This is a genomic window from Streptomyces mesophilus, from assembly GCF_011044995.1.
In the GTDB taxonomy this organism is placed as follows: Bacteria; Actinomycetota; Actinomycetes; order Streptomycetales; family Streptomycetaceae; genus Streptomyces; species Streptomyces mesophilus.
In genome coordinates, this window is sequence record NZ_JAAKZW010000234.1 from 1 (window position 1) to 12,532 (window position 12,532).

10 protein-coding genes and 1 pseudogene are annotated in these 12,532 nt (G+C 70.7%); 2 read left to right on the forward strand and 9 right to left on the reverse strand.

Features of this window, described 5'->3' with window-relative positions; genetic code table 11:
* Window positions 1-450: 450 nt before the first annotated feature.
* The 5 genes and pseudogenes from proC to G6045_RS33975 form a co-directional block, all read right to left on the reverse strand.
* Window positions 451-1,254 (reverse strand): pyrroline-5-carboxylate reductase, encoded by an 804-nt coding sequence (gene proC / locus G6045_RS33955; protein ID WP_165336041.1) that lies wholly within the window; start codon window positions 1,252-1,254, stop codon window positions 451-453.
* A 169-nt stretch (window positions 1,255-1,423) separates the two neighbouring features.
* Complete coding sequence (locus G6045_RS33960) at window positions 1,424-2,161, reverse strand: ABC transporter permease (protein ID WP_165336042.1); 738 nt, start codon at window positions 2,159-2,161, stop codon at window positions 1,424-1,426.
* Entirely contained in the window at window positions 2,158-2,997 is an 840-nt protein-coding gene (locus G6045_RS33965; protein ID WP_165336043.1) for an ABC transporter ATP-binding protein, read from the reverse strand. Before G6045_RS33965 ends, G6045_RS33960 begins: the two co-directional genes overlap by 4 nt.
* Before the next feature lie 49 nt (window positions 2,998-3,046).
* Window positions 3,047-3,807: pseudogene (locus tag G6045_RS33970) on the reverse strand (class I SAM-dependent methyltransferase).
* Between the two features lie 118 nt (window positions 3,808-3,925).
* Window positions 3,926-4,426, reverse strand: coding sequence for an EamA/RhaT family transporter (locus G6045_RS33975; protein ID WP_165336044.1), 501 nt, complete (start codon window positions 4,424-4,426; stop codon window positions 3,926-3,928).
* A gap of 119 nt (window positions 4,427-4,545) precedes the next feature.
* Between G6045_RS33975 and G6045_RS33980 the strand changes: the two genes are divergently transcribed.
* A complete protein-coding gene (locus tag G6045_RS33980) occupies window positions 4,546-6,888 on the forward strand; it encodes a protein kinase domain-containing protein (protein WP_165336045.1) in 2,343 nt (780 codons plus the stop codon).
* 76 nt (window positions 6,889-6,964) lie between these two features.
* Here the strand turns inward: G6045_RS33980 and ilvD are convergent, their stop codons facing one another.
* The 4 genes from ilvD to G6045_RS34000 form a co-directional block, all read right to left on the reverse strand.
* Window positions 6,965-8,818 carry a dihydroxy-acid dehydratase gene (gene ilvD, locus G6045_RS33985; protein WP_165336046.1) on the reverse strand — a complete coding sequence of 618 codons (1,854 nt, stop codon included), beginning with the start codon at window positions 8,816-8,818 and terminating at the stop codon, window positions 6,965-6,967.
* 94 nt (window positions 8,819-8,912) lie between these two features.
* A complete protein-coding gene (locus tag G6045_RS33990; protein WP_165336047.1) occupies window positions 8,913-9,548 on the reverse strand; it encodes a TetR/AcrR family transcriptional regulator in 636 nt (211 codons plus the stop codon).
* Window positions 9,545-10,372, reverse strand: coding sequence for a sugar phosphate isomerase/epimerase family protein (locus G6045_RS33995; protein ID WP_165336048.1), 828 nt, complete (start codon window positions 10,370-10,372; stop codon window positions 9,545-9,547). Before G6045_RS33995 ends, G6045_RS33990 begins: the two co-directional genes overlap by 4 nt.
* Before the next feature lie 74 nt (window positions 10,373-10,446).
* Window positions 10,447-11,406, reverse strand: a complete 960-nt coding sequence (locus tag G6045_RS34000) for a Ppx/GppA phosphatase family protein (protein WP_165336049.1) — start codon at window positions 11,404-11,406, stop codon at window positions 10,447-10,449.
* A gap of 71 nt (window positions 11,407-11,477) precedes the next feature.
* Here G6045_RS34000 and G6045_RS34005 point away from each other — a divergent pair, with 71 nt between their 5' ends.
* Window positions 11,478-12,389, forward strand: a complete 912-nt coding sequence (locus G6045_RS34005; RefSeq protein WP_165336050.1) for a hypothetical protein — start codon at window positions 11,478-11,480, stop codon at window positions 12,387-12,389.
* The last annotated feature ends 143 nt before the right edge of the window (window positions 12,390-12,532 follow it).

The window sequence follows — 12,532 nt, forward strand, 5'->3', positions numbered from 1 at the left end:
GCGTTGACTTTTGGCACGCTGTTGAGTTCTCAAGGAACGGACGCTTCCTTTGTACTCACCCTCTCGGGCTTTCCTCCGGGCTTCCCTTCGGTGTTTCCGACTCTATCAGACTCTTTCGGGCCCGATTTCCTCGGTGCTTTCCGGTTCCCGCTTTCGCGTTTCCCTTCCGGCGGTGTCGACTCTATCAGATCCTTTCGGGCCTGATTCCCGGTCAACTCGGGTTGTCTTTGCGGCTGTTGGGCCGTTCCGACGAAGTGAGACTTTAGCGGAATCTTCGCTCCCGAGCTAATCGGGGGCTATTCCTCATTTCGTAAGAGCGCACGAAAGCGAGACCGCGTTCGAACGCGGAATGCTTGTAGTGGGTCTTACGGAATGGCTGTCCGGGGACCGACTTTCATCGGCTCTCACGTCGGGCAACTCGGAGAACACTACGGATCTACGAGGGCCGTGTCAACCCGCGGCCAGCTCGCGGCTGCGGTCGCGGGCTGCCTCCAGGGCGGAGAGCAGCGCGGCGCGTACGCCGTGGTTCTCCAGCTCCCGGATCGCGTTGATGGTGGTGCCCGCGGGGGACGTCACGTTCTCGCGGAGCTTCACCGGGTGCTCGCCGCTGTCGCGGAGCATCACGGCGGCGCCGATGGCGGCCTGGACGATCAGGTCATGGGCCTTGTCGCGGGGCAGGCCGAGCAGGATGCCGGCGTCCGTCATGGCTTCGACCAGGTAGAAGAAGTACGCGGGCCCGGAGCCGGAGAGGGCGGTGCAGGCGTCCTGCTGGGATTCCGGGACGTGGAGGGTCTTGCCGACCGCGCCGAAGATCTCCTCGGCGTGGGTGAGGGCGGCGGGGGTGGCATGGCTGCCGGCCGAGATGACGGACATGCCCTCGTCCACGAGGACCGGGGTGTTGGGCATGACGCGGATGACCGGGGTGCCTTCGGCGAGGCGGTCCTCGATGAAGGAGGTGGTGATGCCCGCCGCCGCGCTGATGATCAGGCGGTCCGTGGTGACGTGGGGGGCGAGCTCTTCCAGGAGCTTGCCCATGTCCTGGGGCTTGCAGGCCAGGATGAGGGTGTCGGCGCGCTTGGCGGCGTCGGGGTTGGTGACTGTCTCGACCCCGTAGCGCTCGCGGAGTTCTGCCGCGCGTTCCGGGCGGCGCGTCGTGACCAGGAGGTTCTCGGGGGCCCAGCCTGCCCGGAGCATGCCGCTGAGCAGGGCCTCGCCGATCTTGCCGGTGCCGAGGACGGCGACTTTCTGGGTCATGCGAGGGCCTCCCGGTTGCGTTGTTCGTTGGGCCATCCTCGCATCGGGTGGGGGCGCCTGCGGCGGGCCTTCTCCCCCGCCCCGCCCCTTCCCGAAACCGGGGCTTCGCCCCGGACCCCGCATCCGAACTTCGTTCGGATCTGCTCAATCGCCGCAGGGGCTGAATGTGTCAGGCCGTCCTGCGGCGCAAAGTGGCCGCGCCCAGGCCGAGGACCAGGAATGCGCACAGGGCCACGATCAATGCGTCGCGGATGAAGTTGGCGGTTACGTCTGTGTGTTTGAGGACTTCGCCCATGCCGTCCACCGCGTACGACATGGGGAGGACGTTGGAGATCTTCTCCAGGGCCGGCTGCATGTTGTCGCGGGCTGTGAACAGGCCGCAGAGGAGGAGCTGGGGGAAGATCACGGCCGGCATGAACTGGACGGCCTGGAATTCGGACGCGGCGAAGGCCGAGACGAAGAGGCCGAGGGCGGTGCCGAGGAGGGCGTCGAGCAGGGCGACGAGGAGGAGCAGCCACGGGGAGCCGATGACGTCGAGGCCCAGGGCCCACAAGGCGAGCCCGGTGGCGAGGAGTGACTGGACGATCGCGAGGGTGCCGAAGGCCAGGGCGTATCCGAGGATCAGGTCGGCTTTGCCGAGGGGCATCGCGAGCAGGCGTTCCAAGGTGCCCGAGGTGCGTTCGCGCAGGGTCGAGATGGACGTCACCAGGAACATCGTGATCAGCGGGAAGATGCCGAGGAGCGAGGCGCCGATGCTGTCGAACGTGCGCGGGCTGCCGTCGAAGACGTAGCGCAGGAGCAGCAGCATCACGCACGGGACCAAGAGCATCAGCGCGATGGAGCGGGGGTCGTGGCGGAGCTGGCGCAGGACCCGGGCGGCTGTGGCGAGGGTGCGGGAGGTGTTCATCGCGAGGTCTCCTTGGTGCTGCTGCTCCCGGTCGCGGTCGCCGAGCTCTTCTCGGCGGCGGTGGCCTCGTCGACCAGGCGGAGGAAGGCGGCTTCGACGGTGTCCGTGTCCATGCGGTGGCGCAGGGCGTCCGGGGTGTCGTCGGCGAGGACCTCGCCTTCGCGCATGAGAAGGAGGCGGTGGCAGCGCTCGGCCTCGTCCATGACGTGCGAGGAGACGAGGATCGTGGTGCCGCGTCCCGCGATGTCGTGGAAGAGGTTCCACAGGTCGCGGCGCAGGACGGGGTCGAGGCCGACGGTCGGTTCGTCGAGGACCAGGAGCTCGGGGGTGCCGAGCAGGGCGACGGCGAGTGAGACGCGGCTGAGCTGGCCGCCGGAGAGGGTGCCGGCGAGTGCGTCCTGGTGGCTTTCCAGGTCCACGTCGGTGATGGCGCGGGTGACGTAGTCGCGGCGCAGGTCGGCGTAGCCGCGGCCGGGGATGAGGATCGCGGCGAAGTACTCGAGGTTCTGGCGGACGGTGAGGTCCAGGTAGACCGAGGGGGCCTGGGTGACGTAGCCGATGCGGGAGCGCAGGGGCGCCGAGCCGGCCGGTTCGCCGAGGACGTCGAGGGTGCCGGTGACCTTGGCCTGGGTGCCGACGACGGCGCGCATGAGCGTGGACTTGCCGCAGCCGGAGGGGCCGAGGAGGCCGGTGATCTGGCCTCGGGGTACGTCGAAGCGGAGGCCCTTGAGGACCGTGCGGGGGCCGCGGACCACAGTCAGGTCTGCGGCCTTGATGGCGGGGCCCGGGGTGCCTGGTCCGGGCTCGGGGGCCTTTCCGGATCCATAATTCATCATGTGATGAATATGGGTCGCGCAGGGGTGCGGAGTCAAGTGCCCGCGGAGGTCAGCTCACGGCGGCAGCCGGCTTGAGCGCGACTGTCAGTTCCACCGTGTAGTGCTCCGTCACCTGTCCGTCCGGGAACACGCGCAGGAGTTCCGCGCGCTCCTGGGCCAGGAGAGGTGCCGCGCGGTCCGGGCCCAGCGCCGCGAAGTAGGAGCGGCTGCCCAAGTGGGCCAGGTGGGCGTCGAGCGAGACCTCGCGGGTCCACCGGAGGCGGCGGTGGGCGCGGGCGGCGGCCGGTGCGACGGATGCGATGAGGTGTTCCGTATCGACGGCGACGCCGAAGCCGTGGTGGCCGGGGACGCGGGACGCGAGGCGTTTCTCCTGGGCGGCGGACCAGGGGCTGTCGGGCACGTTCCACCACAGGGCGAGGGCGCCGCCCGGGCGCAGGACGCGCAGCGCCTCGGGGATGAGCGTTCCGGGTCCGTCCAGTGCCAGGACTGGGCATACGTGACCAGGTCGGCGCAGGCGTCGGTGAACGGCAGGGCCTCGCCGGCCGCCCGTACGAGCGGGATGTCCGGCAGTGCGGTGTGGAGCTGGGCGCCCATGCCCGGGCCGGGTTCGACGGCGATGACGTGGGCGCCGCGCGCGCGCAGGAGGCGGGTGGCGATGCCCGTGCCGGCGCCGACGTCGAGGACGCGGCGGCCGTCGAGGGGCGAGCCGGTCAGTTCCTCGAGCGTCTCGAAGAGCTCCGGCGGATAGTCGGGGCGGGCGGTGGCGTATTGAGCGGCTACGGCGTCGAAGGAAAGCGCGAAGTCGGTCATGACTTCATCGTGACTGCCGGGAGCGACGAATAGGAGCTCCCGGAAACCCCGGGGTACGCCCACTCCCAAGCCCGTCACACACCGAGACGCGGCGGTTCGACCGGCCGCGCCAGTGCGGTCAGCCGCGGCGCTTCTTCTTCGGGTTGCCCGCGCGGCGGGACGAGCGGCGTTCGTACCGGGTGCGGGCCGTTTCGTATTCCGTGCGGCGGAGCTTTTCGCCGGGGGCCTCGTAGAGGTTGCGGAAGAAGTACGCGAGCAGGACGCCGATGAAGCCGATGGCCATCAAGCCCTTCGCGGACTGTGTCGTATCGGGGTCGGTGCGCTTGCCGTACGACTCCCAGGCGCGGCGGAACGCGATGGCGCTGCAGGCGGAGAAGGCGACGATGACCAGGACGTTGACGAAGTCGCCGACCTTGGCGATCTCCAGGCCCTCGAACGCGAAGCGGAGGACGAAGGCGCCGGCGGCGGCGAGGGCGAGGGAGCCGAGGCCGGCTCCGATGCGGCGCCAGAGGTAGCCGCCGTCGTGGTTCAGCCAGGTGGTGCCGAAGAGGGGGAGCTCTTCGGGCTGGGGGCCCGCCGGGGCGGTGGGTGTCTCGTTCGTGCCGTTTTCGTCGCTCACGAGGTTGATTATCCCGGACCTCGGGGCGTGGGCGGACGGTGTGGGGGCGCGGGCCGTCGAGCGTACGAGAGTCCGCAGTTATGTTGTAGGCGTCAACTCGTGTACGGGGAGGGCCTGTTGTGCCACTGCGGGAGGACGATCCGCATGCTGTCGGGGCATATCGGCTGAGTGATCGGCTCGGATCGGGCGGGATGGGGACGGTGTTCCTGGGGCATGCGCCCTCGGGCCGTGATGTCGCGATCAAGGTCATCCACGAGCAGTACGCGGGCGATCCGGTCTTCCGTACGCGCTTCCGGCAGGAGGTGGCCGCGGCCCGCAGGGTCAGCGGTGCGTTCACGGCGGCCGTCGTGGACGCCGACTCGGAGGCGCGCAGGCCTTGGATGGCCACGCAGTACGTACCCGGCCCGACGCTCGCCGACCGGCTGCGCGACCAGGGTCCCGTGCAGGGCGGTGAGCTGCGGCGGCTCGCGCTGGGGCTCGCGGAGGCGCTGGGCGACATCCACCGGGCCGGTGTCGTGCACCGGGATCTCAAGCCGGCGAATGTGCTGATGGCGGCCGACGGGCCCCGGGTGATCGACTTCGGGATCTCGCGCGCGGCCGAGAACCAGGCGCTCACCGCGACCGGGCATGTGATGGGGACGCCGCCGTTCATGTCGCCCGAGCAGTTGAGCGATCCGCGGTCGACCGGGACGGCGTCCGATGTGTTCTCGCTGGCCGCGCTGCTCGTCTACGCGGTGCGGGGCAAGGGGCCTTTCGACGCGGACAGCCCGTATCTGACCGCGTACCGCGTGGTGAACGAGATGCCCGAGCTGGACGGGGTGCCGCAGCCGCTGCGCGAGGTGGTGGCCGGGTGCCTGGCGAAGGAGCCGGGCGAGCGGCCGGCGCTCGACGTCGTGGCGCACGAACTGCGGCGGCTGCCGGAGCGGACGGCACAGACGGTGGTCTGGCCGGCGGCCGGGGACCAGCAGACGCTGACCATGCGGAGCACTCCTGCTCGCGGGCCGGGAAGCGACGCCCATCGGCCGGCGAGCGACACCCCGTGGCCGGAAGCGGCGTCGCTGCCGCCGGTCGGGACGCTCGGTCCGGTGGAGTCCGCGGAATCCGAGGCCTCGGAACGGTCCGAGGGTTCCGCCACGGCCGCGAAGCCGCGCCGGCGCGCCCGCATCCTGCTCGCGGCCGGCGCCCTGGTGGTCGTGGCGGCCGTCGGTGCCGCGGTGGCCGTTTTCGGGCCCGACTCCGGGGGCGGCCGGACCGGGGGCAAGGGATCGACCACGGCGCCCGCTGCCCCGCGTACCGCACTGCCCGCGGGCTGGAAGCCGTGGCAGACCTCGCTGGTCGGCGCGGCGGAGCGGGGCGGCCGACCGCCCGAGCGATGGCGGCACTTCGCCGACGTACAGGAATGTGTCGTCGAGGGCGCGGCCGCGTTCTGCGGGGGCGGGAGCATCCTGACCGTACGGATCGACCTCGCGACCGGTGCCGTGCTGTGGCGGGCGCCCGCACCGGCCGGACTCGGGGAGTCCGAGTCCGGGATGCACGACTCGTCGCCGCTCGGGGCCGGCGGCGGGAAGGTCATCGTCCTCGAGGCGCAGCCCGGGGAACGGGCACAGATCACCGCGCTGGACGCGGCCACCGGCAAGCGGGTGTGGAGCCGGCCGGCCAGCACCGGGGTCTCCTCGGCCGCCGTGGTCGACGGGCTCGTGGCGACGCTGGATCCGGACGACACCTCGATCACCGCACGGGATCTGTCGAGCGGCCGGACGGTGTGGACGACGCCGGTCATGCCCGAGCAGATGTGCATGCCGGTGGAGCTGGGCGGCGCGATCTACGCGAGATGCGATGCCGAGACCGAGGACGGGAAGACCTACCGGCTCGCCCTCAAGCGCCTCGACCCCGCGGACGGCAACGCGCATGAGCTTCCGGTCGTCGCCGACGCCGAGGGCGCCGTCTCGGTGCTCGACGACGGACGTCTGGTGATCCCGGTGGCGGGCGGTGAACAGCCGGACCCCGAGGGCGGGTTCGACTGGGTCACCCGCTACACCTCGCTCACCTTGATGGATCCGACGGGCAAGCGGAAGCGCGCCACGGTGCGCCTGGCAAAGCCGGTCGAGGGCACGGGCGTCGACATCCTCGGCTCGGCGATGTACGTACGGCGCACAGACGGCACGGTGACCGCCGTGGACGTGCACAGCGGCCGGCAGCTGTGGAGTACGCCGACCTCGCTGGAGCGTCCGGGCACGCCCCTGGTCCTGGACGGTGTGCTCTATCTGGCGTCCAGCAGCGGCCGGGTGCTCGCGCTCGACGCCCGTACGGGAGAAGAGCTCTGGCAGACCCCGCCGCGCAACGCACCCGTGGACGCCGCGTCCTGGGGCGGGCCCGAGGTGCTGCGGGCCGAGGGTGCGCTGGTGGTCAGTTCGTCGGGCGGGACGGTGTTCTCGTTCGACCCGGCCAAGCCGCCCAAGTGACCGCCGAGCCACCTGGGTGACCACGCGGAAGGGCCGGCCCCCTAGGGACCGGCCCTTCACACAGGTACTGAGGCGATCAGCCCAGCTTGCTCACGTCGCGCACCGCGCCCTTGTCGGCGCTGGTGGCCATCGCCGCGTAGGCCTTGAGGGCCTGGGAGACCTTGCGCTCGCGGTTCTTCGGCGCGTACGTGCCGTTCAGGGCCTTCTCGCGGGCGGCCAAGTCCTCGTCGGAGACCAGGAGTTCGATCGTGCGGTTCGGGATGTCGATCCGGATCCGGTCGCCGTCCTCGACCAGCGCGATCGTGCCGCCGGAGGCCGCCTCGGGCGAGGCGTGGCCGATCGAGAGGCCCGAAGTGCCGCCGGAGAAGCGGCCGTCGGTGATCAGGGCGCAGGCCTTGCCGAGGCCGCGGCCCTTCAAGTACGAGGTCGGGTACAGCATCTCCTGCATGCCGGGGCCGCCCTTGGGGCCCTCGTAGCGGATGACGACCACGTCGCCCTCCGTGACCTGCTTCAGGAGGATTTTCTCCACGGCCTCCTCCTGCGACTCGCAGACGACGGCCGGGCCCTCGAAGGTCCAGATCGACTCGTCCACGCCCGCCGTCTTCACGACGCAGCCGTCGACGGCGAGGTTGCCCTTGAGGACCGCGAGGCCGCCGTCCTGGGAGTAGGCGTGCTCGGCGGAGCGGATGCAGCCTTCGGCGGCGTCCTCGTCCAGCGCCTCCCAGCGCTCGGACTGCGAGAAGGCTTCGGCGGAGCGGACGCAGCCGGGGGCCGCGTGCCACAGCTCGATCGCCTCGGGGCTGGGCGAACCGGCGCGCACGTCCCAGGTCTTGAGCCAGTCGGCGAGCGACGGGCTGTGCACGGAGTGCACGTCCTCGTTGAGCAGGCCCGCGCGGTGCAGTTCGCCGAGGAGGGCCGGGATGCCGCCGGCGCGGTGCACGTCCTCCATGTAGTACGTGCGGTTCTTGCCGACGTTCGGGGCGACCTTGGCGAGACACGGGACGCGGCGCGAGACGGCGTCGATCTCGTTCAGGCCGAACGGGACCTCCGCCTCCTGGGCCGCGGCGAGCAGGTGCAGGATCGTGTTGGTCGAGCCGCCCATCGCGATGTCGAGGGCCATCGCGTTCTCGAAGGCCGCGAAGGTCGCGATGTTACGGGGCAGGACCGACTCGTCGTCCTGCTCGTAGTAGCGCCGGGTCAGCTCCACGACGGTGCGCGCGGCGTCCTCGTACAGGCCCTTGCGGGCGGTGTGCGTGGCGAGGAGCGAACCGTTGCCCGGCAGCGAGAGGCCGATCGCCTCGGTGAGGCAGTTCATCGAGTTGGCGGTGAACATGCCCGAACAGGAGCCGCAGGTCGGGCAGGCGTTCTCCTCGATACGGAGGATGTCCTCGTCCGAGACCTTCTCGTTCACGGCCTCCGACATCGCGTCCACCAGGTCGAGCGTGCGGACGGTGCCGTCGACGAGGGTGGCGCGTCCTGCCTCCATGGGGCCGCCGGAGACGAAGACGGTCGGGATGTTCAGACGCAGGGCCGCGTTCAGCATGCCCGGGGTGATCTTGTCGCAGTTGGAGATGCAGATCAGAGCGTCGGCGCAGTGCGCCTCGACCATGTACTCCACGCTGTCCGCGATCAGGTCGCGCGAGGGCAGGCTGTAGAGCATGCCGCCGTGGCCCATCGCGATGCCGTCGTCGACGGCGATGGTGTTGAACTCGCGCGGGATGCCGCCGGCCGCCGTGATCGCCTCGCTGACGATCCGGCCGACGGGGGCGAGGTGGGTGTGGCCCGGGACGAACTCGGTGAAGGAGTTGGCCACCGCGATGATGGGCTTGCGGCCGATGTCCCCGCTCGGTACGCCCGACGCCCGCATAAGGGCGCGGGCGCCCGCCATGTTGCGGCCGTGGGTGACAGTGCGGGACCTCAGCTGGGGCATCGTCGCTCGCTCCTTCAAGACAGTGCTGGTTCTGTCGAGCGTACGCCGGGGCTCCAAGATCTGGACAGCATGTCCGGAATACGGGACGGAGGGCTCACTCCTCGGTCAGATACCGCTGCAAGGTCGGCGCCACGAGCGCGATGATCTCCTCCGGGTCCGCCGAAGCGAGCGGCTCGACCTTCACCACGTAACGGACCATGGCGATGCCGACCATGTGCGAGGCCGCGAGTTCGGCGCGGAACTTGGGGTTGGGGACCTTGAGGTCCGCCTCCACGCGCTCGATCAGGCGGCGCACGACGAAGGCGCGCAGGACCTTGGCCGCCGCTTCGTGCGTGACCGCCGAGCGGATGATCGCGAGCAGCGGGGTACGCGTGGCCGGGTTCTCCCAGACGGCGAAGAAGAAGCGGGCGAGCCGCTCGCCGGCACCGTCGAGACCCTGGCCGACCGTGCCGACGACGGTCTGGGCCGGCTCGAAGGTGACCTCGATGGCGGCCGCGAAGACCTCGTCCTTCGTTCCGAAGTAGTGGTGCACGAGCGCCGAGTCCACCCCCGCGGCCTTGGCGATCGAGCGGATGGACGCCTTGTCGTAGCCGCGCTCGGAGAACTGCTCTCGGGCGGCCGCGAGGATCCGGTCCCTGGTGCCGGGACCCGACTCCGCTTCCGTTTCCGTACGCGAGGGACGCCCGCGCCCGCGGCGGGGCGCCGCGCCCTCGGGCTGGGCGGCCGTCACTGCTTCGAGGTCGCGTTCAGGGCCGAGGCGAGATGCAGCCGCGTGAAGGCCAGCGCCTCGGCGAGATCGGCCTCACGTTCGGCGCTGGACATCGCGCGCCGCGTGTTGACCTCGATGACGACATGGCCGTCGAAGCCGCTGAGCGCGAGGCGCTCCAACAGCTCGGCGCAGGGCTGGGTGCCGCGGCCCGGGACTAGATGCTCGTCCTTCGCCGAACCGTTGCCGTCCGCGAGATGGATGTGCGCGAGACGCTCGCCCATGCGGTCGATCATCTCCATCGCGCCGGTGCGGGCGGTCGCGGTGTGGCTCAGGTCGACCGTGAAGTGCCGGTAGTCGTCCTTGGTGACATCCCACTCGGGCGCGTACGCGAGCATCTCCCGGTCGCGGTAGCGCCACGGGTACATGTTCTCCACGGCGAACCGCACGTCGGTCTCGTCGGCCATCCGCCACAGCCCGGTCACAAAGTCGCGGGCGTACTGCCGCTGCCAGCGGAACGGCGGATGCACCACGACCGTCGAGGCGCCCAGCTTCTCGGCGGCGGCCTGGGCGCGCTGCAGCTTGGTCCACGGGTCGGTGGACCAGACGCGCTGGGTGATCAGGAGGCAGGGCGCGTGCACCGCCAGGATCGGCATCCGGTGGTAGTCGCTGAGCCGGCGCAGGGCCTCGATGTCCTGGCTGACCGGATCGGTCCACACCATGACCTCGACACCGTCGTAGCCCAGGCGCGCGGCGATCTCGAAGGCCGTCGCCGTCGACTCCGGATAGACCGAGGCCGTCGACAGGGCGACCTTCGCATCCGGGATCCGCACCACTGGTTCTGCCACGAAAGACAGCGTACGGGCCCTGTACGGGCTGTCGGCAGGTGACCTCGTATGGCCTGCGTCGCTTAAGTCGTGGCTCAAACCGTCGCTCCTTGCGCAGTGGCGCCCGGGGCCGCCATCTGGTCGAGGCGGCGCAGGATGATGCCCTCGCGCAGCGCCCACGGGCAGATTTCCAGGGTCTCGACGCCGAACAGATCCATCGCGCCCTCCGCCACCAGGGCCCCGGCAAGGAGCTGTCCGGCCCGGCCCTCGGAGACGCCGGGCAGCTCGGCCCGCTGCTCCTCGGTCCGCGCGGCGAGCTGCGGCACCCAGTCCTCCAGGGACTTCCGCTTCAGCTCGCGCTGGACGTACAGGCCCTCGGCGGAGCGCGCCGCGCCCGCGAGACGCGCCAGCTGCTTGAAGGTCTTGGAGGTGGCGACGACATGGTCCGGGTTGCCGAAGCGGCTGAACTCCCCGACCGTACGAGCGATTTGAGCGCGCACGTGCCGGCGCAGCGCCTTGACGTCCTGCGGGTCGGGCGGGTCACCCGGCAGCCAGCCCGCGGTGAGGCGTCCCGCGCCGAGCGGGAGGCTGACGGCGGCGTCGGGCTCCTCGTCTATGCCGTACGCGATCTCCAGCGAGCCGCCGCCGATGTCGAGCACGAGCAGCTTGCCTGCGGACCAGCCGAACCAGCGGCGTACGGCGAGGAAGGTGAGCCGGGCCTCCTCCTCGCCGGACAGAACCTGCAGGTCGACGCCGGTCTCGTCCCTGACGCGGGCCAGGACCTCGTCGGCGTTGCCCGCCTCGCGCACCGCGGAGGTCGCGAACGGCAGCACGTCCTCGCAGCCCTTGTCCTCGGCGGCTTCGAGGGCTTCCTTGACGGTGGCGATCAGCCGGTCGACCCCTTCGGGGCTGATCGCCCCGGTGCGGTCGAGGAGTTGGGCAAGCCGCAGGTCTGCCTTGTGCGAATGGGCGGGCAGCGGGCGCGCGCCGGGGTGGGCATCCACCACCAGTAGATGCACCGTGTTCGAACCCACATCGAGGACACCGAGTCTCATACGTAAAACGCTACTGCGCGTTCGGGGATCGACGGTCCACGCGAGGGGCTCGGCACGCATACCCTGGGTGCGTGCCCAAGACGAAGAACGCGAAGCCGGAGAAGTCGGGTAAGGCGGGTAAGCCCGACAAGACCGGCAAGGTTGGCAAGGCCCGCAAGTCAGGTGATTCGGTGAAGGCTTCACAGAAGGACTCCAAGGCGAACAAGCCCGGAAAGGCCGCGAAGGGGGCGGCCCCCGACGAGCAGGGGCTCGTTTTCCCGCGCGCCTGGGTGGAGTTCGCGGATCCCGCCGATGACGAGCAGGTCTTCCGCTGCGATCTGACCTGGCTCACCTCGCGCTGGCACTGCATCTTCGGCAGCGGGTGCCAGGGGATCCAGGCCGGGCGTGCGGACGACGGGTGCTGCACGCTCGGGGCGCACTTCTCGGACGAGGAGGACGAGCAGCGGGTCGCGGGGTTCGTGGCCAAGCTCACGCCGGACATCTGGCAGCACCATCCCGTCGGTACGGACTCGGGGTGGACCCAGGAGGACGAGGACGGGGAGCGGCAGACGCGGCGCTGGGAGGGGTCGTGCATCTTCCAGAACCGGCCCGGGTTCGCGGGCGGCGCGGGCTGCTCGCTGCACATCCTGGCGCTGCGCGAAGGGCGCGAGCCGCTGGAGACCAAGCCGGACGTGTGCTGGCAGTTGCCGGTGCGGCGGACGTACGAGTGGATCGAGCGGCCCGACGACACCAAGATCCTCCAGGTGTCCATCGGCGAGTACGACCGGCGGGGCTGGGGGCCTGGCGGCCATGATCTGCACTGGTGGTGCACCTCTGCGACGTCCGCCCATGGAGCGGGCAAGCCGGTCTATCTGTCGTACGAGCCGGAGTTGAGGGAGCTGATGGGGCCGGCCGCGTACGAGGTCCTGGTCGGGATGTGCGAGCAGCGGCTGGCTTCCCAGCTGCCGTTGGTGGCGCCGCATCCGGCGGATCCTGGGGTCTGAGGGCACGGGCCTGAGGACCAGAGGTTGAGAGCCCGGGCCCGAGGCCCGGGCCGGCCGGCTTCCCGTCAGCCCGTGGGGCTCGGGTCCGAGGTGTCGCTGGGCGGCGGGTCCGACGGGGTCGGGTCCGTGGTCGGGGGCGGGTC

What these genes read in the sequence shown, in the direction of transcription:
- G6045_RS33965 (WP_165336043.1), bottom strand. Translation starts at nt 2,997, where the DNA reads ATGATGAATTATGGATCCGGAAAGGCCCCCGAGCCCGGACCAGGCACC.
- ilvD (WP_165336046.1), bottom strand. Translation starts at nt 8,818, where the DNA reads ATGCCCCAGCTGAGGTCCCGCACTGTCACCCACGGCCGCAACATGGCG.
- proC (WP_165336041.1), bottom strand. Translation starts at nt 1,254, where the DNA reads ATGACCCAGAAAGTCGCCGTCCTCGGCACCGGCAAGATCGGCGAGGCC.
- G6045_RS33960 (WP_165336042.1), bottom strand. Translation starts at nt 2,161, where the DNA reads ATGAACACCTCCCGCACCCTCGCCACAGCCGCCCGGGTCCTGCGCCAG.
- G6045_RS34000 (WP_165336049.1), bottom strand. Translation starts at nt 11,406, where the DNA reads ATGAGACTCGGTGTCCTCGATGTGGGTTCGAACACGGTGCATCTACTG.